Here is a 21,942-nt window from a genome sequence, read left to right on the forward strand (position 1 = left end):
AAAATACAGTTACTACTGTTTCAGCGCCCGCAGCATCCGAATAACTGCTCCTGTAGGCGCTGGCTCGTTATAGCTCTGATGCTCTACTCCTTATCTTTTCCGGAACAAGGCCGTCCACAGAAAAGCTTCACCGAACAGATTCTCACTCTGCTCGGTCTGGCGCATCCGCCGGAACCGGATATTCTCGAACCCGCTGAAGAACGTCTTAAGCTGCTCCTCCGTGAACCCTAATCCGCCTCTCATCCGCCGCTGACGGTAGACCTCCCAATCAGTAATCTCTGCACCCATGGAGCCTGCTGCGAAGCAGGTCAAGCCGTAATACCCGCCGGGCGTAAGCGCCCGGTCCAGCAACTCCAGATAACTGGCTCTGCGGTGGGGATAGATGTGATGGAAGCACCCGCTGTCATAGATGAGGTCATAGCTCCCGGGTGCCAGCTCCAGGTCAAAGATATTCCCGCAAGTAAAATTCACCTCTACCTGATGTGCCGCTGCACGCTCCATCCCCCAATTAACCGCAGCCTGAGAGATATCAACAGCGTCCACCTTGCATCCCTGCTGCGTCATGTACACCGCATTTCTGCCGCCCCCGCAGCCCAACTCGAGTACCCGGCCCGGGGTAAGCGCCCCGCCACTGAAGTGTTCCACCAGATTCTCATCGGGATAATCTCTGAAAAATGGTATCTCCTTCTCTTTATCCGCATAGAACTGATCCCACCAGGCCCCCTCGTCCCGAAACAAAGTGTCCAGCATCCTCAGCGTGTCCTCATGGCTATAAATCGTTTCCATGTTCATTCTTCTCAAGGTCTCCCTTCCTATCATCATACGGCAAACCGAATATACACTATGAGACAATGCAGACAGTAACTCTCCTAAATTATGTTATAATATTCCGGAAATATGTTCTGTGCGGTTGGTTGCAGGGAGCGGAAATTCTATGAGGGGGAGGGGAGCGTGTGCTCTGGACGGCAAGTCTATCCAGTCTGCTGCTGAAGCCGGACAACCGGCAGCGGCATAGCGAATTACTTCAGGAAATTGGCAGCTATATCAGCACTCATATTCTGAATCACCCGCTGCTTACGGAAGATTGCGGGAATATCAGCATCCTGCTGGATGGATCAACGGCCTTGGGGATTGTGGACGACAGCTCGGATGTAGATCTGATTCTGGTCTGCCAGGATGAACGCTATGAGCCGATTACAAGCCGGTTCGAACAGGCCGGGCTGATCCCGGAGAGAAGCAGCTTGTTTGTCGATGTGTACCTGTCCAGCGGCAAAACAGGACATTACACCCTGCTCAAGTTATCGGAGCTGGAGCAGGCGCTGGGAATGGGACAACTGGACTGGTTGTGGAATGCATCGGTCTCCTGTCTTTATCATGATCCGCTGGATCTGAGGGCGTTGTTCGCGCAAGCGGTTCCGCTGCCCTCAGACCTTCTGCTGAGTCTGCGGAAGAAGACATACATAGACCTTCGGAGTGCTGCCAAAAGCCTGGATAATCCCGTGCGCCGGGGAGAGGCTTTTCCGATTCTTTTTCAGGCGGTGGAGGTGTTCAAGCAGGCCTTACGCTGTGCCATCACGGTGGAGGGATACCCCTATCCGTATGATAAATGGCTTGTACAGGTAGCAGAGCAGCTTCCAGTGGGGAAAAGGGTGCTTGATTGCATGAAGGACTTCCGGCAATACCTATCAGAAGATCTGTCTTACGCGCCAATGTACCAGGAGGATAACAGCTTTGTGAAGATGGAGAAGCGGGTCCGCCGGGTGCTGCTGGAGGAATTCCGCCTGCGCGGCGTAGAAGAGCCTTGGCTGGTGGAATGGTGGAAGTATTTTGAGGAATGAATAGAATAAGAAGTCACGCTGGCGCAGACAATCTATAGATGAAAGGGGCTCAACCCATGTCCAAGAGCTTTGAAGTCACACTCCAAAAAGTAGTCGATCATTCTTACTCTATTGAGATCGGTGAGCATCTGTTTGCCTCATTGACCCGCGATTTGCGGCAGGGGCTGATAGAGGGAGCCAGTAAATATGCGATCATTACAGACTCTACGGTGGAGCCGTTATATGGCCGTCCTTTGCTGGAGCTGCTAGAGGAGCTTCGCGCGAACCTGGCGACTTAAATGTTATATATTCTATCATAATATATATATTTCTTTTATTTATGTTATATTATCTTCCGTATTTTTATTGACAAGTCTTTAATTTTATCTATAATGATGTATAAGCGGTGGGCAAAAAGGCGATATAGTTGCTTGTAAGTCACATTTCATAACACAATCTATTGCAGCAAAGGTGTGATCGCTAATGATCGCTTCCGCCGGACAATGGAAACAGGATATTCTACGGATTTACAACGAAATCAACAAGAAGCTGTTTAACGCCGGCGTCAAGCAGCAGAAGGTCGATTTTGTGGGGAACAAGATTATTATTTTATCCATTAATAGCCGGGTGCCCGTACTCAAGGTGCTGGATACCCATGATCCCGCGGCAAGCCGCCAGATGAATCTGGTGCTGCATGAAGTATTCAAAGGTGAGATCAAGCAGGCATTTCTGGATGAATTTCAAGTCAATATTAAGGCTGTTCTTAAAGATTATGATGTGGAGACCGAGTATTCCGGTACGATCATAATTTTGGAGAAGGACCTTGAGTATTATCTGAACGCTACGTTGGAACTCTGATCTTTCGGAGAGCCGGCCTGCCGTCAGTTTTCGGACATTTCCCTGCGGGGCTGTGTCCAGAACTGGCGGCTTTTTGTTTATGGTCATTATTCTATTACTTCCTTAAGGAGCTGATTCTATGAAAACCAAAATTGAGATTGCCGGTGTCAGCAAGTGGTTCCGCCGTGACGGCCAGGAGATTATGGCCATGCAGGAGACGAATCTCTCCATAGAACAAGGCAGATTTGTCAGTATTATCGGTCCCAGCGGCTGCGGCAAGTCCACGTTGTTCAATATTATCGCGGGCCTGATTCCGCCCTCCACCGGCCGTGTGCTTGCAGACGGAGAGGATATCGTAGGGAAGACCGGATATGTAGGCTATATGCTGCAAAAGGATATGCTGCTGCCCTGGAGGACGATACTGGACAACATCATTCTGGGCATGGAGATACGCGGGGTGCCGCGCAAGGAAGCGGTCGCCCGGGCCAAGCCCCTGATGGACCGCTATGGATTGAAGGGCTTCGACGGACATTACCCGGCGGAGCTGTCCGGCGGGATGCGCCAGCGGGCAGCGCTGCTCCGAACGCTGCTGTATGAGCGGGATATTATTTTGCTGGACGAGCCCTTTGGCGCATTGGATGCCCAGACCCGGCTGACTATGCAGAACTGGCTGCTGGAGCTCTGGGAAGACTTCCGCAAGACGGTGTTATTCGTTACCCATGATATTGATGAAGCCATCTATCTGTCTGACGACATCTATGTTTTCTCCGGGCGGCCGGGAAGGATCATCTCCAAGATTTCTGTAGATATGCCGCGTCCCAGACACCAGGAGGATACGGTATCTGCTTCGTTCATGGAGCTGAAAGCCCACTTGCTGAATCTGCTGTCAAGCGGGGACCAGGAGCCTGCGACCCGCATCTCTTAGAACTTATAAACTGTTGAAGGAGAGGACAACTATGGAGAGCGTACACAAGAAGGGCTATGTCATTCACAAGCTGGAGCCCGCCCCGATCTATTCAGTCAAGCCGGACAAAATGCAGAAAGAGCCCGTCATCATTGATGAAGAAGCCGCCAGACGCCAGATGCGGCGGATCATCGGAATCGGGCGGCTGTCTGTGGCGCTGCTGATCGTGCTCTGCTGGGAGCTGTTTACGCGGATTGGCTGGATGGACTCGTATTATTGGAGCAGCCCCCTGCGGATTATTAGCACAACCTGGACTCAGATGACAGAGGGGACGCTGCTGGAAGATATCGCTTATACCTCAAGCTCGACGATTCTCGGCTTCATCGGCGGAACGCTGATTGGCTCGTTGCTCGGCCTGTCCTTCTGGTGGTCCCGCAAATTTGCGGGCATCAGTGAACCGTTCCTGATCCTGCTCAACGCCATGCCGAAGCTGGCGCTTGCCCCGGTGCTGGTCATTCTGCTGGGCATCGGGTTCTTCTCGAAGGTGGCGTTAGCTTTTGCCATGACAGTGGTTGTGGCGGCCTTGTCGGCGCATAGCGGTGTGCAGAGTGTGGACAAGGATATGGAAAAGCTGATGTATTCGCTCGGGGCGAAGCGGCATCAGGTATTCACCAAGGTGGTCATTCCCTGGGCGATGCCCTGGATGATCAGCAGCCTGCGGATTAATATTGCCCTCTCGCTGGCCGGAGCCATTGTTGGTGAATTCATTGCTTCGAGCCATGGCATTGGCCGTATGGTCATCTACGCCGGTACCATTCTCGATATTAATCTGGTCTGGGTAGGCGTTGTAGTTCTGTCTGCACTGTCGATGGTCATGTATGCGGGAGTGGTGCTGCTGGAGAAGTGGTTGTCTAAGGGATATGGGATGAAGAAGGCTTAATATGCAGGCATTTCAACAAGATAGAGGAGAGAAGCCAATGATGAATGTAACGAAAATGAAGCTGTCGGCCGTCCTGCTGGTCTCTGTAATTCTGCTGTCCGGCTGCGGCGGCAAAGGCAATGCTGAAGTGGAAGCAGCCGCTGCCGGAAACGTTACGGAGAAGCTGAAGAAGCTGGTTATCGCCGAGCCGCTGCACTATACGGGTTATTTGCCGCTGTACGTGGCGCAGCGTGAGGGGTATTTTGCCGAGGAGGGCCTGGAGGTGGAGATGCTTCAGGCTGCAGGCGGCACCCATGTCACCTCGGTAGTCAGCGGGGATGCCTGGGCGGTCATCGGCGGGCCGGAGTCCAACGCACTAGCGAATATTGGCAACTCGGACCCGATCGTCTCGGTCAGCAATGTGGTTAACCGGGCTAATGTCTATCTGATGGCCAAAAAAGGGACAGCCCCGGCAGGCAGCTCAGCTGAAGAATTGGCAGCCTTCCTGAAGGGCAAGAAACTGAATGCCGGACGGCATGGCGGTACGCCGAACCTGCTGACCCAGTATTTGCTGTTGGAGCTTGGACTTGATCCGCAGAAGGATGTGCGGCTGCTGGAGCCGGCGGACGGCTCCACGGTGGTAGCGATGGTTCAGCAGGGGGCAGCGGATATTGCGAACGGCGCAGAGCCGCAGATCAGTGACGGGATGAGCAAGGGAGTGTGGGATGAGCCTTTTTACAAATTCCATGATCTGGGTGATTATGCTTACTCGGTGCTGAGCGTGAAGAAGTCCACCCTGGAGAAGGACCCGGAAACGGTACAGAAGGCGGTGAATGCTGTCGTCAAGGCGCTGAAGGTGATCCAGGAGGATAAAGAGCTGGCGATGCGTGTCCTGAAGGCTGAATTTCCTACACTCTCCGATGCTGCTGCCCAGGCTGCGCTTGACCGGGCGTATGAGGACCGGCTCTGGAGCCCGGATGGTGTGATCTCGCAGGAGGCGCTGGATAAGGACATGGATGTGATGATCAAGACCGGTATCTACAAAGGCGAGTATACCTATGATGACCTGGTCGATATGCAATTTGTGAATCAAACAACAGCGAAATAAACAGAGGTCTTCAAAAATGAAAGAGGTGACGAAAATGGAGTTAACTGCCGATCTGATTATGCCTGATAAAACAGCACTTATTATAGTAGATGTGCAGAATGATTACTGCCATGAGGAAGGCGCGCTGGCCGCAGGCGGGAACGATGTGTCAGCCGTCAGTGAGATGATGCCGCAGCTCCACGGGTTGATTGCCGCAGCGAGAACGCAGGGAGTACCGGTCATTTACATCCAGACCTTTCATGAAAAAGCGACGGATTCGCTGGTCTGGACGTCCCGCTCCGGGCGGGGCTCGCTCGGTGTCTGCCGCCGGGGAAGCTGGGGCGCTGAATTCTATGAGGTGTCCCCGCTTCCGGAGGAGATTATCGTGAATAAGCACCGGTACAGCGCTTTTATTAACACCCGGCTTGATTCTGTGCTGCGCGCACAGCGGATCGAAACCCTGATCATGACTGGCGTAAGCACCAATGTGTGCGTAGAGTCAACCGCAAGGGACGGCTTCATGCTGGATTATCAGATTGTGATGGTTCAGGACGCCTGTGCTTCGTATTCCCGGGCGGCGCATGACATGACGCTGGAAAATATGAAGGGATACTTCGGCGTGGTTGCTTCAGCCGCAGAGATTGAAGCGGGCTGGAAGATCTGGAACCAGCCTGTGCTGCAGCAGCTGTCATGAGCCTCACGGTGCCGTCACCGGAACGGGCCGTGAACCTCACGGCAGTCAAGGTAGTGATCTGTCTCGGGGCGTTCCTGTCCAATCTGTCTGCCGGGATGTTCAATATATCGCTGGTTGATATTTCAGCCGATCTGCAGATTCCCGTAGCCTCTGCGCAGTGGGTGGTTAGTATCTATCTGCTGGTCATTTCAGTGCTGCTGCCTGTAATGGGACGGCTGGGAGACAGGTTCGGCCGCCGCAAGGTGCATAATCTGGGTCTGTTCGCATTCGCAGCAGGAGCGCTGGGCTGCGCACTCGCTCAGAATGAAGCGATGCTGCTGGGCTTCAGAGTCTTGCAGGGGGGCGGGGCTTCCATGTATCAGGCGACTAACATGGCTCTGATCGTCTCGCTCTTTCCGGCGGAGCAGCGGGGCCGGGCGCTGGGGCTGATGAGCACCTTCGTGGCTGCGGGCTCGATGGCAGGGCCGGCCTTAGGCGGTTTCCTGATCCAGTGGTTTGCCTGGGAGAGCAGCTTCTGGCTGCTGGCCGTTGTTGCGGGGGCCGTGGGTGTGCTCGCACACCGGCTGATTCCCCGGGATACGGAGACCGCCGGAGTCCAGTTGAATCTGGCCGGCGCAGCCTGGATGGCGGCCTGCCTTACTTCGCTGATGATTGCCGTCGATCTCGGCAGCCGCTCCTCGTTCCTGTCTGTATCCGTACTGCTGCTGCTCGCGGTCTCGGTAGGACTGGCAGCGGGTTATACGGGATACGCCCGTTTCGCTCAGCGCATCTCTCCGCCTGCGGAGAACGGCTTCAGCCTGTTCACGGACCGGAGCTTTGCCGCCGGGATTGTGATTACGGTTATCACGTATATGGCTGCTTTTGCCGCACAATTGGCGTTGCCTTCGCTGCTGCGTCTATCGGGAGCTGAGCCTGCGTGGGTGGGGCTGATCATGATCGGCTATCCGCTGGCGCTGGTGGTAACTGCCCCTGTCAGCGGGAGCATCGCGGACCGTAAAGGGCCGCTCGGCATTCTAACCGCAGGCCTGCTGCTGATGAGTGTCACGCTGCTGGCGCTGGGCCTTGGCTCCCCTGCTCTGCGAACAGGTGCGATGGTGCTGCCGGTCGTGCTGCTAGGCTGTGCTATGGGGATGGTTACTTCTCCTAACACAAGCATCGTTATGGGTTTGGCGGCAAAATCGCAGCTTGGCCGGGTCAGCAGTATACTGGCGTTATCCCGCAACATCGGCATGATGTTCGGAACGGCGGCCGGCGGTCTGATGATCAGTGGGGGGAACAGGCCGAACGGAAGCTATGTGGCGGTGTTCGTAGCCTGTGCAGCGGCAGTCGGTCTGTCTGCCGTCTGGCCGCTGTACTCCTTCCGCCACAGCAGCAAGCGCAAAGGCGCGGAGCATCTGCACATACCGTAATAGAGTTGAGTTTCAGGTGAGCTGAATCCCGCCCCCTTCATTCTGGGTAATATAGAGAAAGAGAGCTTAGGAGGGACGACGATATGGGCAATCCGTTGAAGGAATTCAAGAGCAGCATCGACGGGCTGAAGCAGTCACTGGACGGGGTAAAGCAATCTGTCGACGGACTGAAGGCTCCGGTCGATGAGCTCAAAGCGAATATGCAGGAGACGGTGGAGGCGGCGAAGCTGCGGAGTGACGGGGTGAAGTCGGAGCTTGGGCGGATGAAGCAGTCGGTCAAGGACACTCAGGAGGTGCTTGGCGAGGTGAAGGAGACGCTGAGCGCATCGGCGGAGGTGCTGACTACCCGGAAGCGGTATCTCAGGCTGTTCAGCCGTAAGAAGGGACGTCAGATGGCTGCCAAGGCCCGCCGTTCGTGAACGATAATCACACATCTCCCGCGCCAAAAAGAAGACGCAAGCGTCAAGCGGCATCCGTGCCGTCCGACGCTTGCGTCTTTGTGTTCCGTTTTGGGATTTTCGGTCCATGCGGACTGGAGGGCCTTTATTTGGTCCGTTTACGCCATTCCAGTAACCTATCCGGACTCAGAGGACCTTAACTAACCTGTATCGACTCATTTTCAGTGTCAACGCGCCGTTTAACGGCCTCCCAGTCCGCGACGGGCAGAAAATTTGTCTTTTTGACCAAATAGCGTTCTCACAGTCCACCAAGCATTCAGCCGGGCCGCCATCAAGGTGCCATCAGGCTTAAGCTCTGCGCCGAATCGACCATAAACACAGGCACAGACTGTACCCCAAGCTCCGTCTCCACCTCTCCGAATTCATTCCCGAACTGGCCGCTGACTGCGGCGGGGCCGGTAAACAGCGGCACCTCGCCCTGGAGGAGCAGATCACGCCCATTTGCGCGTGCAACGGTTCTTCCGGCGGAGTCGATGATAATCTCGCAGGAGAACATCACCTTCTCATTGAGATGAAGCTCAAGCTGTGCCGCATCAATTGGAGTATAGGTGGCGGCGGACTCCTGATAGAGTTCCGAGAATTCATATGCCCCGTTCACTTGGCGGAAGATAGCGGTTCTGCCGGCAGCACCATCGGCCAGATCCGTATTCATTACGCGGATGGAGCCATCCTCCGCCATCAGCTCATAGCTGCTGCCTGTGAAGCTGAACAGCAGAGAGATTCCCTCCGGCCGGATGGTATAGCCTGTGAAGATGCTGCGTCCGTCAGTCTCACCGCTGTTAGCTACAACTACGGGTACTTCGGAGTAAGCAGACAACGCTTCGTCAAAAGAAAGAGTGCTCAGCATCCCCGAACCCTGGATCACCTCTCCGGTCCGGGTGGAGACCGTGCCGTCCCCGCTCATCTCGGCGTAGACCAGCTTGCCGCCAGCATCTACTCCGGCTACGGCCACCTTGGCACCGTACTTGTCAGTGACGGAGGCCGTAAGCGAATAGCTGCCCTGCACTTCACCGCCCGGCAGCAGCCGGAGCGGCTCGGCCAGGTTCCAGGCCAGCGTTGCCGCAGCGGTCTCCCCGGAGGTGTCCTGCACTGGGGCCAGCTCCGCATAGAGCCTGATGGCATCCGCATACCGGCCGCCGCGCACATGGCGCGCGCCCTCGCGGAGCAGCCGGGCGATGCTGTTGTCGATCAGCTTCAGCACCTTGGAGCTGGTAATGCCGGCTGATGCGGCATAGCTGCGGTAACGGGCGGCATGTCCGGCGAAGGCTGCGGTGAGGTCACCGTCCAGATCCTTGTTCAGGATGATCGAAGCGCTCTCCTGAACCTGCTTGCTAAGCCAAGGCGCGGTATAGCTATGATTCTTATAAGCTTCTTCCATAGAGAGGGCGCTCTCCAGCATAGGCCCGAAGCTTCCGGCTGCGGCCAGAGCCTTGAGCCTCGCGGTATCATGGGCCTTGAAGCTCGCAGCCAATAACTCCTCTTTGGCCGCCACCCCTCCGTAATAGTCTGCCGGAATCTGCAGCAGGCTCCATTTGAGACTGTCCGTACTGTCGCTGCCCGTCCCCGAATCTGCTCCCTTAGACGAACCTGCGGCGAGTCCGGCCAGATACTCCTCCTTGAACAGCCGGAACCCGGCTGTCATCTTGTCTGAGAGGCCTGAATCTGCCGAGAGCTGGCGATAATAGGCTTCATAGGGACCGCCCGGCATCATATATTTGCTCTTCAGGCTGAGCAGGGAGGCATAGCTCTCCATCAACCCTGCGAAATCCTTCACAGTCAGCTGGTCTGCAAGCGTTAAGGACAGTCTGCTTAGACTGCTGCGGATGCTGGTGATGGGAGCCAGCTCTGCCAGTCTTGCCGAAATTTCTTCTTCTTTATAAGAAATCGCGTGATTGGCCGCTGCTTGGCGGTACCGGTTCTCAGCAGCAATAAGCTCCCCGGCGGCGTACAATTTTTCGGCTTCTTGTACATCCTGAAGCTTATTCTTAATCCCCAGCGCCTTCTGTCCCAGCGGGAGCAGCATCAAAATACACAGAATAATCATAATATTCCGCAGGGTTATAGCCCGTATGATCGTCATATAATATAGCCCCTTTATAGATAGATAAGGATTAGAGCGGCAGTCGGCTTCTAACCTTATACTTCAGGGTCCCAGCGGTACTTAAGCTCACGGATCTCCTCCACCTTGACATCCAGGCCGTTCCACGGCTCATAGGGATTCGCGGCAATGAGTCTGGATAAGCGCAGGAACCGGTCTTTGGGCAGCTCCTGCACATAGCGGCCGATCATGCCGGAGTAGAGCAGCGCGTATCGCTTCATGCGGACCGCAGCACTGGCAACGGCGGTCATAATGTCCAGCCCCTTATCCATTTCGAGAATCTGCACCTCGTAATTCTTGACATAGCGCAGGGTGCGGTCTTTGATCAGCTCGGGACGGACCCTGGCGATCTCGCCGATATATTCAGCCAGCAGCGGCTCGAAGTCCTTCAGCAGCAGCTGCTCCAGCTCCAGCGTCATGTCCTTGCGCAGCTGGAAGCCGTGCAGCAGGGCGACGCGCTGGCGGGAGATCCGGTCTCCGCGCAGCAGCACGGAGATCTCGCGCAGCTTCTCATAAGCGAGCACATCATTCTCACGCAGCACCGTCACGGCTTCCTGGCGGTTCAGCTCCAGATCCTCCTTGATGCTATAGATATTACGGCCAAGCAGTTTGTTCAGCGCATACAGATTTTCGTTCTGCCGTACTTTCCGCTGCGTATAGTAGACCAGTCCGGCTAATACGAGGCCGCCTGCGCCGCACAGCACCATCTGCTGCAGATTCTGTCCGAAATAGATTCCGGCCAGGGTCAGCAGGAGGATAACGAGCAGCCGGGTCTGGACCTTGCGCCCGGCCTGGGACACTGCATACTTCTCCACCGGAGTCAGCGAGGCGCGGCCGCAGCGGGTGCAGCGTTCCTCGCCCAGCGCGGTGTAACGGTGACAGCGGCGGCAGATGCGCAGCTTCTCGAAGGCGTAACGGGGGGCCTTGAAGGGACGGAAGATGACGGGTTTCTTTTTACTCACGGGCGGTATCCCCTCCGTTCAATGCAGCCAGCAGGCGCTCGTCGATATCCTCACGGGTGAGCGGCTTCCGCTGGCGGGAAGCATATAGAATGATCTGAATCACAGCATAGAGAAACGTTATCCCGAGTATGGCGTATGTAATCATGGAACTCTTCCTTTCTGCTCTGGTTACGGTCTTTTAATCAAATATTCAGGATTGCGGCGTATACTTAGAATAGTCTATCCGGCTCAGGATGGCGATTGTTACTCGCGGAAGTGCCGGTCCAGCGGTCACTATGTTGAAGTTTACAAGGTTTAATTATATCATAATGGCATGCTATTGACAGAATTTAGCTATGCGTTACGGATCTGCCATATCCGCCTAATTTCACACAAGAGGAGCCCTATTTATGCTTCGTAACGAACGTAATTTCAGCAAGGCCAAGAATAGACTGCAGCGCATATTGCCTGTATTGCTCATGATTCTATGTATCACTGTATCCCCATATGCTGCTTCGAGAGCCAGCGCGGCTTCGGCCGCACCCTCGCATATTGACGCTGTGCTGCTGATCGATGTCAGCAACTCGATGAACAAGAGCGACAAGAACAAGATTGCCAATGAAGCGATGAAGATGTTCATAGATATGCTGTCCACCCAAGGCGATAAGGTAGGCATTGTGGCCTACACCGATAAGGTGCAGCGCGAGAAGGCGTTGCTCGGCATCAAATCCGCCGGCGACAAGGAGGATCTGAAGAATTTCATCGACGGGCTAAGCCGCGGACCCTACACAGACCTGGCGGTCGGGATGGAAGAGGCGGTGAAGGTGCTGGAGAACGGCAGCGATCCCGGCCATGAGCCGATGATCGTCATGCTGGCCGACGGCAACAATGACCTCAACGAAGCCAGCGGCCGGAAGCAGTCCGATTCCGACAAGGAGCTGAAGGCGGCAGTAGAGGCTGCCAAGCAGAAGGGGTATCCCGTATATACCATAGGACTGAATGCGGACGGCAAGCTGAACAAGAATATTCTGGCCGGACTGTCCAACGAGACAGGCGGCAAGGCGTTCACCACAAATTCCGCGGATGATCTGCCGCAGATTCTCAGCGAGATTTTTGCCAGCCACTTGAAGCTGAAGGTGGTGCCGGTGCCGTCCATTACGGCAAACGGCGATTATCAGGAAGTTACGGTAAATGTGCCTAACGGCAGCGTGCTCGAAGCGAATATCTCAATCATGTCCTCGAAGCCGGTGACCGCGAAGCTCAGTAATCCTGCGGGGAAGGAAGTAGCGATTCCCTCCGATAAAGTGCTGTTATCCAAGTCGTCCAGCTATACGCTGATTAAGCTGCTGTCGCCGGAGGAGGGAGACTGGAAGCTCCAGGTCAAGGGAGTGCCGAAGGACAAGATCGATATTAACTTGGTATTCAACTACGATCTGGAGCTGAAGCTGGATGCTCTGCCCTCCAAGTCTTACGGCAAAGGCGATACGGTGGATATCTCCTCGCATCTGTTCAGCAACGGGACAGAGGTAACGGAGAGCAGCCTGTACCAGGATATGAAGGCTGTGCTGCTGGCTACCGATAAGGACACCGGCCAGGTGCAGGAGATTCCGCTGGATAACTCGGGTGCCGAGTTCAAGGGTGCTTTTGAAATCAAGGATAATCATGAATACGAGCTGAAGGTCCGGGCCGAAGAGAGCAGCTTCTATCGGGAGAGCGATGTGCTGACCATCAATGCCAAGACCGGAACGGTAGCGACCACCCCGCCGTCAGCAGGCACTCCTGCGGGCGAAGAGCCTGCTGAGGAGAAGACCTCGAACACGCTGTACTATATCATCGGCGGCATTGTGCTGCTGCTGGCTGCTGCAGCCGCATTCTGGCTGCTGCGCAGTAAGGCGAACCGGGGGTTCGTCGGACAGATGGTGGTAGAGGTGCTGGACAACAACACAGGGGAGAAAACCTATCCGCAGTACAAGAAGCTCTCCGGCTTCCGCGGCAAATTCACACTTCACCAGCTGCTGCAGCTGGCCCCGGAGCTGAAGGAGAGCGAGAAGCTGGTCTTCACGCCGGGAACGAATGACCGCCTGCTGCTGCGCAGCGGCGAGGGCATTACTGTAGAACGCTCAGGGCGTGCTGCTGATACCTCGCGGGGCCTGGAGATGAAGAGCGGGGACCGGGTGACGGTCTCTCTGCAGACGGTAGACAAGACGATTTCTCTGGAATATTTGATCTGATAAGCAGGCTAAGTGTACGCTCCCGAAGCAATCATGCGAAGTGATTCGGGATGCGTAGGCTATCACAACTTTTGGGGGAGAACCTATGAAACCGGTAGTAAGAGAACATATTCAACAGCTGGATGTATCGCTTGGCGGAGGGATCGTCAGCGACAAGATCAGAGTGGATACCATCGACAACCCGATCCTCATTATCGGGCTTGGCGGCACGGGCATCGATGCCCTGCTGCGGCTCAAATACCAGATTAACCGCCGCTTCAAGCTGCCTGAAGATCCGTTGTCCAAGAAGAAGCGGGATAAGCCCGATAACGTGGAATTCCTGGCGTTCGAGACCAATGAACAGGACCGCGGCAAAAAATACAAGGGCATCGGCCTCGACCCGCAGAATGAATTCGTGCTGCTGGCCAATGCTGAGATCGGCGGACTGCTGCAGAACCGCAGCATCCTGGATTCTTACATTACAGACTGGCTGTCGCCGGAGCTGAGCATCACAGACGGCATGAACGGAGCCGCCGGGGTGCGCCAGGCCGGACGCCTGCTGCTGTTCACGAAAATCAACCAGGTGGTTGCCGCCATCGACAAGAAGATCAAGACGCTGTCTGTCGGCACCAGCAAGAAGCTCATGGTCTTCCTGCTTACCGGTCTGTCCGGCGGAACGGGCAGCGGGGCGTTCCTGGATATTGCCTATATCGTGCGCGGCATCATTGAACGTGACTACGGCGCAGCCGGGATAGACCGTGTCAATACGCTGGGCTATCTGTTCACACCGGACGTCAATCTGTCGAACAAGAGCCTCAGCGAGCATACCCGCGAGTATATCCGCAAGAACGGGTATGCCGCGCTCAAAGAGCTGGACTACTGGATGAACGTGGACAGCCGGGGCGAACGCTTCCGCCAGAAGTACGGCAATATTCTGAGCGTTAACTCGCCGCTGCCGCCGTTCAATCTCTGTCATCTCATCTCCGCAACCAATACGGAGGGCAAGCTGCTGGAGAATGCCTACGATTACTGCATGAACGTGACGGCTGAGAACATCACCAACTTCATGGCCAGTGAAGAGAAGGCCTCCGGCGAGGAATTCGCGATCCATGATTATATCAGCAACATCCGCACGAACATTGCCCAGATGAACAAGACTTATCCTGCCAACTATGAATACAACATTATCGGGGCATCCTCGGCCGTGCTGCCGATTGAGGAAATGACAACATACCTGGCCTACCGCCTTTTCGACAAAATGGACAAGATGTTCCATCACGCCCCGAATCAGGAGGATGTGGAGAAGATGGCGCGCAAGCTCGGCATCGATCTCGATACGATGATCAAGACGTTCGAGTCCCGTGTGCCGGAGCCGCTGCCGGGCTATCAGAACAGCGAGCGCCTCAGCCATGCGAATGTCGTCAAGAATCAGGTCGTCAGCATGGATACGGAGCTGGAGCAGAACTTCCTGGCCCGTGCGCGTGAGGAATATATCAAATCCAAGAAGCAGCTTCCGGGTGAGATTGCCGGACGGTTCGGCGAAGAGCTGGAGCGCATTTTCCTGCATCCTGAGCAGGGGCCGTTCTATGTGTCACGGCTGCTCTACACCGAGAAGGGCTTCTGCATCCTGAAGCTGATCCAGTCTTATATTGAAGCGCTGCGCGAGAGTCTCTTGCGCCTGCCGCGTGATATTGAGACCGCACAGGAGAGTGCAGAGGATAAGCTGGGCGATGCGCGGAGCGCTTTTGTGTCCAAGGAGAAGAAGAAGAACGCCTATATTGAAGCCAAAATCAATGAATACTGGCTGCATGCCGATGTGGAGCGCACCGAGCAGATGATCCAGTTCTATGAGGATCTGTATGAGCTGCTGAATGAAGAGAACAGCCGGATCTACGGGGTGTTCACCGAGATACTGACCGCGCTCAGCTCGATCTTCGAGAAGAACGGCGACATTCTGATTAACGGCGAAGAGCAGGCAGACCACAAGGGCAACAAAACCTACTATTGGAACATCGTCAACGTGCCGGATATCTCGGCGACCATCTCCAAAATCATGGACCAGAAGGACGGCGATGATCTGATCCGTGACTTCACACGCGAGATGCTGAAGCATTCCGGGCGCTGGGTAAGGGAGCAGGAGATTGATATTGTCCGCTCCATCTCCGAGTTTCTCAGCGACAAGTTCGGGGATCTGATTACCCGTTCGATGGAGGACTTCCTGGTGATGAAATACGGGCGTGAGGAGCCGCTGGATAAATTCGTGGAGCGGATTATTGCCGGACGTCTGGATGAGGATGCGGTGCCGATTTTCCACCTCAGCAACAGCTCCGGCAGTCTGCACTTTCCGTCCTGGGGCTTCGTCTCTGTGCCGGTGAAGGCGCCGGGGATTCTGAAGGGTGTGCGGAATTATCAGAATAATGCACTCGGCAAATCGCAGTTTACGATCAAGGAGAGCGAGGTCAAGAACCGGATTTTCTGGCTGAATACACGCAACGGGGTGCCGCTGTTCGTATATACGCCGCTGCGGGTGTACGAGGAGAACTACGAGCGGACCATTCTCGACAAGGAAGGCATCGGCCGCCATCTGGTGATGACCGACAAGGACAACTGGACCTATCTGCCTTCGCCGATCCCGGAGAAATCCTGGGGCGATACGTATGCGAATCCGCGGGTCCGTGAGTACAATGCCAGAGTGCGTGCGGATTTCGGCCGGGCGCTGGAGTCCGGTGTGATCATAGAGAAGGGTGTGGACGAGAACACCAGCAGCCGCTTCTCCGTGATCTTCACGAAGCCGCTGGATCTGGGCAAGCTGCTGGGCGCTTATGATCTGCAGCTGGATGCGCCGCGTCCGAATCTGGGTGAAGTGCGCAAGGCCGCTGAGGAGCTCAAAGCACTCCGCACAGGAGGTATTGAACGCGAAGCCGTGAAGGATATCTTCGGCAGCATTAATCTGGAGCTGGCCCAGGAGAACCTGATCCGTTCCCCGCAGCTCATTGCCCGTGTCCGTGAGGAGCTGGCGAAATACGATGCGCTGGCGGCCAAATCTGCGGAGCTGGAAGCGCTGGTGCATCAGCATCTGGATGAGGACAAATGGCTGGACCAGTTCATCGAAGCGCTATACACCGATACGATTACCAAAAAAGGCGCGCTCTATGTCTATGACCGTGACGAGGACGAGGATGCCTGGGAGCCGTTCGCGAATCTGATGAAGGAACGCAGCTATGTGGAGTATGCCGTCTACCGCCATTTCCGTGAGCTGGATGAGAAAAGCCGCAGTCTCCTGCTCCGCAAGGCAGCGCGCCGGGCCGGAGAAATGACCGCCGCTGAAGATGTAACTCCGCTGCTGTATAAGCTGGAAGGGATGTATGTCTCGTTCCTGGAGGCGCGTGATGCACTGGAATATGAGCGGGTAGAGCATGCCAACGGAGATGAAATGTACGGCTTCTACAAGAGCCTGACCGGCAAGCTTGGCAGCATCCGCAGAAAGCTGAAGTAGGCCTATGATCAGAGATCAGGCCTTACAATATGCCGAGCAATACGCTGCCCAGGAGGAAGCACAGCATAATAAGGGGGATGGGCGCAGCAGTATCCATTACCCTGCGCTGTTCCTGTTCCTGGGCGATAAGGTGACCCCGGCCATCGGTCCGGTGCTGGAACGCTGCCAGCGTAAATGGGACAATGCAGGCGGCGTGATGGCACTGCATGCCGGTTCGCATAACGGCAGCGGCAGTACGCAGGAGAAGGAGGGGGTCAAGGGGCGGATCGGCAGCGGAAACAGCAGCGTCCATGAACGCGTGATGCACATGACCCTGCCGGATACGGCAGGGCGAGATCCGCGTACGGTCCGCCGTGAGCTATACCGTGAATTTCATGAGGATAGCCAGTATTTGGCCGGAATGAACCGGACGCTGCGCAGCTTAAGCAACAGCATAGCGGATTACGGACGGCTGTATTCTTCTTTTGACGTCATCCATTTGTCTGTCATTACACGGGTCGATGACCCGCAGAATGTGCTGTTGCCGGAGATCGTGCTGCTGGCCCGCGCAATTCTCAGCCAGTCATTCAAATCGGTACAGATGGATCTGTATGCGCTGATTAACGAACGGGAGCAGGGGGATAACTTCGGCTATTCCAGCTCGGTCGGACTGGCTTGTCTGCGTGAGCTGGACGGGATGCAGGCGGCGGATTATGCCTTAAGCGCTCCGCTGCTGGTGACGGAGGAAGGGCTGTCCATTCCGGTGACGCATGGCCCTGCTCCGCTGTTCGACCTGGTCTATCTGCTCTCCGACAAGAACGAGCGCGGACTGATGTCCGTCCATGGCATGGACGACAATTACGAGATTATCGCCCACATCAGTCTGCTGAAGAACCGGGTCCGGCCTGCGGCCGATCAGGCCTCCGGGCACGGCGGCTACAATAATATGACGTTCAAAAGCGGCATCCGCGGCAGCACAGGCAGACAAGGCTACGCGTCTGCCGGCTTCTCGGCGGTGCGGCGGCCGAACCGCCAGATTGCGCTGGCGGTGCTGTACCATGCGCTGCATTATCTGTCCGGGCGGCTGCGTGCAGGCCATACCCGGAGTCTGAAGGAGCGGCAGGCGATGCTTGGCCTTGGAGCGGATACCCTGCGGGACCGCGCGGCGGAATTGCTGCCGGAGGCATCTGCTCTTGCCGAGATGACCGGGCTGATGAGCCATGGACGCCCGTCCTATTCGCAGCTGCGGATGCTCTCGCTGCGCGAGGCTGAGGAGCTGCTCTTCGGGGAAGGGGCGCAGGCTTACTTCCGCAGTAATTTTGCGGAGGTGTCTGCTCGTAGGGCTGCCGGGATTGATCCGGCCCGGGAGTGGGCCGGAGTGCTGGCTGCCGGGGAAGCAGGAGCCTCCCCGGTCACCTTCTACCAGCTGGCGGAATGGACCAGTGAGAAGACAGGTGAGGGAGGCAGCGTCCTGCAGGCCTTGCGCCAGCATATGGGCGGACTACGTTCCGCCCTGCTCTCCGGTCAGGAGGAGCTGGAGCGGCTCTATGCGGAGAGCGTGGAGCGCCAGCCGTTCCAGCGGGTGCCGCTGCTGGACAAACGGACGGTGCGCAATTTCATTCATTACCTGTTCGAGTCCGTCTACGGCAAGAAGTATGAGCTTCTGCTGCTGGAGAGCGAGCTGGCCCTCTGTCTCCGCTATGACGCTGCACTGGAGCAGCTGCATACAGACAGCAAGACCAAGGTTGCGAAGATGGAAGCGCTGGAGGAGGAGCTGCACAGTGTCGCTCTGGCCAGCATCGGCCGCAGCAAGGAGACGGTAGATCAGAATATTATGGAGTACTACCGCACGGTGACGGATGAGGTCATGAAGGACATCGAGAACCGGCGCGGGGCGGGAATCTTCTTCAGCGAGCGGTTCCTGGGCAGCCTCTCCGGGCTGCTGGTGAACGGAGGCGGTGGGGCTGTGGCCGAGCGGCTGATCGAGCTGTGCCGCCGGGAGCTGCTGACGGCGGGGCCGTTCACGCTCCCGTTCGAGGAGGAGCTGCTGCGGCGCGCCAATGTTGCAGCCGCTTACGAGAACCGGGACATCGTCTCCAAGGAGGAGCTGTTCAAGCAGCTCTACCGCAGTCTGGAGGAGGAGGCGGCAATGAATGTCCGGCTGTTCGAGTATACGCAGGAGCACCGGCATGAGGAGAAGTACTTCTTCGGCGACAGCTCCTCCGAATTCTTGCGTTATGCCTTCAGTGCAGACGAGACCACACGCATCTACCGGCTCGGCTTCGTGCATGAGCAGCGCCGCAGCGGCGTGGAGAAGCTGAACCTGATGGGCGGCTTCCACCTGGAGGACCTGCTCTACTACCGCAACGGTAAGGTCTATTACGAGACTTATGCCGGCAACGGATACCAGCTCCACGGTCTGGAAGAAGAGCAGCTGCCGGAGATGAGATGAGTGGTGATCAGATGTGATTAGTGCTGATGAGCGGAAATGAGATTAGATGAGCGGAGTAGAGATTAGTGGAGTGTTATGACAAACTATTATTTATGGTCAGGCTGCTATAGCCGTTGGATCTATAGTCCACATGAGTTCGGCGGCTGACCATGTGCTGCTGAAAGTAGGCCGGATGGTGGAAAGAGAGGGATAAATCCCTTTAATGCTGCTGAAAGTAGGCTGGATGGCGGAAAGAGAGGGATAAATCCCTTTAATGCTGCTGAAAGTAGGCCGGATGGCGGGAAAGAGAGGGATAAATCCCTTTGGTGCTGCTGAAAGTAGGCCGGATGGAGGAAAGAGAGGGATTAATCCCTTTAATGCTGCTGAAAGTGGACCGGATGGCGGGAAAGAGAGGGATTAATCCCTTTAATGCTGCTGAAAGTGGGCCGGATGGAGGAAAGAGAGGGATAAATCCCTTTAATGCTGCTGAAAGTAGGCCGGATGGAGGAAAGAGAGGGATAAATCCCTTTAATGCTGCTGAAAGTGGACCGGATGGCGGGAAAGAGAGGGATAAATCCCTTTAATGCTGCTGAAAGTGGGCCGGATGGCGGGAAAGAGAGGGATAAATCCCTTTGGTGCTGCTGAAAGTGGACCGGATGGCGGGAAAGAGAGGGATAAATCCCTCTGATGCTGCTGAAAGTGGGCCGGATGGCTGGAAAAAGAGGGATAAATCCCTTTAATGCTGCTGAAAGCGGGCCGGATGGAGGAAAGAGAGGGATAAATCCCTTTGGTGCTGCTGAAAGTGGGCCAGATGGCGGAAAGAGAGGGATAAATCCCTTTAATGCTGCTGAAAGTGGGCCGGATGGCGGGAATGAGAGGGATAAATCCCTTTGATGCTGACGAGTGTCAGTAATAGTGCACCTGATTTCAGCGAACGTGTGCCGAACCACCAAATGAGGAGCATTAGTGCACCTGATTTCACCGAACGTGTGCAAAACCACCAAATGAGGAGCATTAGTGCACCTGATTTCTCACGAACGTGTGCCGAACCACCAAATGAGGAGCATTAGTGCACCTGATTTCACCGAAAGTATGCCGAACTACCAAATGAAGAGCACTAGTGCACCTGATTTCAGCGAACGTGTGCCGAACCACCAAATGAGGAGCACTAATGCACCTGATTACTGGGGGCGGCCGAAAATCCGAGGGTACACCATAATAATGCCCAGGCTCCGGGTCCCGGTCCCGGACCTGGGTGCGGGCCTAACCAAACAGGCTTCGTAGGACAATTCTCATTCATTCCACTGCCGGATGTGCAATAGAATGGAATGGGGAAGCGTGTGATGATCAAGCTTTTCCCGGAAAGGATGAAATGCAATGCAGCGAAAAATCAATCTGCTCCTGCTGCTGTTCAGTCTGCTCGGCGCGGGTGTAGCGTTTGTGCTCGGTGAGCTGCTGCTGGACCGCAGGCCGTATGATTTACCTCAGATGGTGTTGGTCGGCATTTATTTTGCCATTGTGGCCTTATGTGTTGGAATAGGCGCTCTGGTCGCAGAGACGATCTCACCGAGGCTGAACGGACAGTCCTGGAAGCTGCGTTATCTGGGCACCTCGTGGAAAATGTTCCCGCTCATGGTCGTGCTGCTGCTTGGTGTGGGCACGCTGACTGAGTTCGTGTACGAGTTGAACTTCGGCGGCAGCAAGCCGGTGAAGAATGTCGTCATGGTGATCGATGATTCCGGCAGCATGATGCAGAGCGATCCGTCAGACCGGCGTTACGCGGCGGCCAAGAATCTGGTGCAGCAGCTCAAAAAAGACAACAAAGTCGCCGTAGTCACCTTCAGCAATGAGGCTTCCGTCGTCCAGCCGCTGCTCCCGCTCTCCAAAGCGGCGAACCGCGAGAAGGTCATGGAGGTCATCAGCAGCCTGAAGACCACTGAAGGCGGAACGAATATCAGCGGCGCGCTGGCCGAAGCGATGAAGGTGATTCATGAAGACGGCGCGGACCGCGGGGCGATGGTTATTCTGTTATCCGACGGCGTCAGCCAGTTCAATACCGCAACGGAGCTGACAGACTATGTGGCGCGGGGAATTAAAGTAAATACAATCGGGCTGGCTCTGGATGATCCGTCCGGCGCAAGTCTGCTCCAGAATATCGCCAGCGGCACCGGCGGACAGTATTATGATGTGGCCGATGCGAACCGGCTGGGCGATGTATTCCAGCAGATTTATGACCGTCTGGGCGACCGGACACTGCTGACCGAGCGCAGCGACCAGACGGCGGACAGCCCTTATTATGCTGTGGTGCGTGTGCTGGCCTTGATGCTGCTCGGCACGGCGCTGGGTCTGGGCCTTGGCATTGTGTTCGATAACCGCCATCTGGCCCGGAGCTTCAGTATCGGGGGTGCGGTATCGGGACTTGTGGCGGGGCTGATTCTGGAATCCGGCCTGAACGGCGACACGCTCTGGGACCCTATGACCCGGCTGCTGGCGCTGCTCGTTCTGGCGGCTATTCTCACCTTGTTCACATATATCGTGCCTGTAGGGGAAGGGCGCCTGTCGCGCCGGGGAAGAGCTGCCGGAGCTGGTAATGCGCCTGCGGACAGTATTCATTCACCCCGCCGTAACCGCGGCAGTAAAGGGTTCTAAAGCATGCAGGGAA

19 protein-coding genes are annotated in these 21,942 nt (G+C 55.9%); 15 read left to right on the top strand and 4 right to left on the bottom strand.

The genetic code is table 11. The annotated features are described in order from the left end of the window. Positions 1-90: 90 nt before the first annotated feature. Positions 91-792, bottom strand: coding sequence for a class I SAM-dependent methyltransferase (locus MKX51_RS03160; RefSeq protein WP_340991174.1), 702 nt, complete (start codon positions 790-792; stop codon positions 91-93). Positions 793-953: 161 nt separating this feature from the next. Between MKX51_RS03160 and MKX51_RS03165 the strand changes: the two genes are divergently transcribed. The 9 genes from MKX51_RS03165 to MKX51_RS03205 all read left to right on the top strand — a co-directional run bounded on the left by MKX51_RS03165 (position 954) and on the right by MKX51_RS03205 (position 8,086). Beyond that, positions 954-1,838, top strand: a complete 885-nt coding sequence (locus tag MKX51_RS03165; RefSeq protein ID WP_340991175.1) for a hypothetical protein — start codon at positions 954-956, stop codon at positions 1,836-1,838. Positions 1,839-1,894: 56 nt separating this feature from the next. Then, positions 1,895-2,116, top strand: coding sequence for a hypothetical protein (locus MKX51_RS03170; protein ID WP_340991176.1), 222 nt, complete (start codon positions 1,895-1,897; stop codon positions 2,114-2,116). Between the two features lie 184 nt (positions 2,117-2,300). Next, a complete protein-coding gene (locus MKX51_RS03175) occupies positions 2,301-2,675 on the top strand; it encodes a Na-translocating system protein MpsC family protein (protein ID WP_340991177.1) in 375 nt (124 codons plus the stop codon). Between the two features lie 118 nt (positions 2,676-2,793). Continuing rightward, positions 2,794-3,579, top strand: a complete 786-nt coding sequence (locus MKX51_RS03180; protein ID WP_036731326.1) for an ABC transporter ATP-binding protein — start codon at positions 2,794-2,796, stop codon at positions 3,577-3,579. Between the two features lie 109 nt (positions 3,580-3,688). Next, entirely contained in the window at positions 3,689-4,498 is an 810-nt protein-coding gene (locus tag MKX51_RS03185) for an ABC transporter permease (RefSeq protein ID WP_445322054.1), read from the top strand. 37 nt (positions 4,499-4,535) lie between these two features. Next, on the top strand, positions 4,536-5,585 hold the full coding sequence (locus tag MKX51_RS03190; RefSeq protein WP_340991179.1) for an ABC transporter substrate-binding protein: 1,050 nt from the start codon (positions 4,536-4,538) through the stop codon (positions 5,583-5,585). 34 nt (positions 5,586-5,619) lie between these two features. After that, on the top strand, positions 5,620-6,258 hold the full coding sequence (locus MKX51_RS03195) for a cysteine hydrolase family protein (protein ID WP_340991180.1): 639 nt from the start codon (positions 5,620-5,622) through the stop codon (positions 6,256-6,258). After that, a complete protein-coding gene (locus tag MKX51_RS03200; protein ID WP_340991181.1) occupies positions 6,255-7,667 on the top strand; it encodes an MFS transporter in 1,413 nt (470 codons plus the stop codon). The genes MKX51_RS03195 and MKX51_RS03200 overlap by 4 nt, the downstream gene beginning before the upstream one ends. A gap of 83 nt (positions 7,668-7,750) precedes the next feature. Next, the gene (locus tag MKX51_RS03205; RefSeq protein WP_340991182.1) at positions 7,751-8,086 is read left to right on the top strand and encodes a hypothetical protein; all 336 of its coding nucleotides are present in this window, start codon (positions 7,751-7,753) and stop codon (positions 8,084-8,086) included. A gap of 310 nt (positions 8,087-8,396) precedes the next feature. On the opposite strand, the gene MKX51_RS03210 is transcribed toward MKX51_RS03205, so the two are convergent. The 3 genes from MKX51_RS03210 to MKX51_RS03220 are packed head-to-tail and all read right to left on the bottom strand — an operon-like array spanning position 8,397 to position 11,330. After that, a complete protein-coding gene (locus MKX51_RS03210) occupies positions 8,397-10,205 on the bottom strand; it encodes a hypothetical protein (RefSeq protein WP_340991183.1) in 1,809 nt (602 codons plus the stop codon). Between the two features lie 56 nt (positions 10,206-10,261). Then, entirely contained in the window at positions 10,262-11,185 is a 924-nt protein-coding gene (locus MKX51_RS03215; RefSeq protein WP_036731341.1) for a hypothetical protein, read from the bottom strand. Further along, a complete protein-coding gene (locus MKX51_RS03220) occupies positions 11,178-11,330 on the bottom strand; it encodes a hypothetical protein (protein ID WP_155991665.1) in 153 nt (50 codons plus the stop codon). The genes MKX51_RS03215 and MKX51_RS03220 overlap by 8 nt, the downstream gene beginning before the upstream one ends. Positions 11,331-11,574: 244 nt before the next feature. On the opposite strand from MKX51_RS03220, the gene MKX51_RS03225 reads away from it, so the two are divergent. The 6 genes from MKX51_RS03225 (at position 11,575) to MKX51_RS03250 (ending at position 21,929) form a co-directional block, all read left to right on the top strand. Then, entirely contained in the window at positions 11,575-13,395 is a 1,821-nt protein-coding gene (locus MKX51_RS03225) for a vWA domain-containing protein (RefSeq protein ID WP_340991184.1), read from the top strand. An 85-nt stretch (positions 13,396-13,480) separates the two neighbouring features. Then, positions 13,481-16,870 carry a tubulin-like doman-containing protein gene (locus MKX51_RS03230; protein ID WP_036731349.1) on the top strand — a complete coding sequence of 1,130 codons (3,390 nt, stop codon included), beginning with the start codon at positions 13,481-13,483 and terminating at the stop codon, positions 16,868-16,870. A 4-nt stretch (positions 16,871-16,874) separates the two neighbouring features. Further along, the gene (locus MKX51_RS03235) at positions 16,875-19,301 is read left to right on the top strand and encodes a transcription initiation factor TFIID (RefSeq protein WP_340991185.1); all 2,427 of its coding nucleotides are present in this window, start codon (positions 16,875-16,877) and stop codon (positions 19,299-19,301) included. Between the two features lie 302 nt (positions 19,302-19,603). Continuing rightward, entirely contained in the window at positions 19,604-19,864 is a 261-nt protein-coding gene (locus MKX51_RS03240) for a hypothetical protein (RefSeq protein ID WP_340991186.1), read from the top strand. A gap of 103 nt (positions 19,865-19,967) precedes the next feature. Next, positions 19,968-20,174, top strand: coding sequence for a hypothetical protein (locus tag MKX51_RS03245; protein ID WP_340991187.1), 207 nt, complete (start codon positions 19,968-19,970; stop codon positions 20,172-20,174). Positions 20,175-20,657: 483 nt separating this feature from the next. Beyond that, positions 20,658-21,929, top strand: a complete 1,272-nt coding sequence (locus MKX51_RS03250; RefSeq protein ID WP_340991188.1) for a vWA domain-containing protein — start codon at positions 20,658-20,660, stop codon at positions 21,927-21,929. The last annotated feature ends 13 nt before the right edge of the window (positions 21,930-21,942 follow it).

The organism is Paenibacillus sp. FSL M7-0420, from assembly GCF_038002345.1.
GTDB lineage: Bacteria > Bacillota > Bacilli > Paenibacillales > Paenibacillaceae > Paenibacillus_AQ.

What these genes read in the sequence shown, in the direction of transcription:
- MKX51_RS03205 (WP_340991182.1), top strand. Translation starts at nt 7,751, where the DNA reads ATGGGCAATCCGTTGAAGGAATTCAAGAGCAGCATCGACGGGCTGAAG.
- MKX51_RS03175 (WP_340991177.1), top strand. Translation starts at nt 2,301, where the DNA reads ATGATCGCTTCCGCCGGACAATGGAAACAGGATATTCTACGGATTTAC.
- MKX51_RS03180 (WP_036731326.1), top strand. Translation starts at nt 2,794, where the DNA reads ATGAAAACCAAAATTGAGATTGCCGGTGTCAGCAAGTGGTTCCGCCGT.
- MKX51_RS03195 (WP_340991180.1), top strand. Translation starts at nt 5,620, where the DNA reads ATGGAGTTAACTGCCGATCTGATTATGCCTGATAAAACAGCACTTATT.
- MKX51_RS03190 (WP_340991179.1), top strand. Translation starts at nt 4,536, where the DNA reads ATGATGAATGTAACGAAAATGAAGCTGTCGGCCGTCCTGCTGGTCTCT.
- MKX51_RS03235 (WP_340991185.1), top strand. Translation starts at nt 16,875, where the DNA reads ATGATCAGAGATCAGGCCTTACAATATGCCGAGCAATACGCTGCCCAG.
- MKX51_RS03220 (WP_155991665.1), bottom strand. Translation starts at nt 11,330, where the DNA reads ATGATTACATACGCCATACTCGGGATAACGTTTCTCTATGCTGTGATT.
- MKX51_RS03200 (WP_340991181.1), top strand. Translation starts at nt 6,255, where the DNA reads ATGAGCCTCACGGTGCCGTCACCGGAACGGGCCGTGAACCTCACGGCA.
- MKX51_RS03160 (WP_340991174.1), bottom strand. Translation starts at nt 792, where the DNA reads ATGAACATGGAAACGATTTATAGCCATGAGGACACGCTGAGGATGCTG.
- MKX51_RS03250 (WP_340991188.1), top strand. Translation starts at nt 20,658, where the DNA reads ATGCAGCGAAAAATCAATCTGCTCCTGCTGCTGTTCAGTCTGCTCGGC.
- MKX51_RS03230 (WP_036731349.1), top strand. Translation starts at nt 13,481, where the DNA reads ATGAAACCGGTAGTAAGAGAACATATTCAACAGCTGGATGTATCGCTT.
- MKX51_RS03170 (WP_340991176.1), top strand. Translation starts at nt 1,895, where the DNA reads ATGTCCAAGAGCTTTGAAGTCACACTCCAAAAAGTAGTCGATCATTCT.
- MKX51_RS03245 (WP_340991187.1), top strand. Translation starts at nt 19,968, where the DNA reads ATGCTGCTGAAAGTGGGCCGGATGGCTGGAAAAAGAGGGATAAATCCC.
- MKX51_RS03185 (WP_445322054.1), top strand. Translation starts at nt 3,689, where the DNA reads ATGCAGAAAGAGCCCGTCATCATTGATGAAGAAGCCGCCAGACGCCAG.
- MKX51_RS03225 (WP_340991184.1), top strand. Translation starts at nt 11,575, where the DNA reads ATGCTTCGTAACGAACGTAATTTCAGCAAGGCCAAGAATAGACTGCAG.
- MKX51_RS03210 (WP_340991183.1), bottom strand. Translation starts at nt 10,205, where the DNA reads ATGACGATCATACGGGCTATAACCCTGCGGAATATTATGATTATTCTG.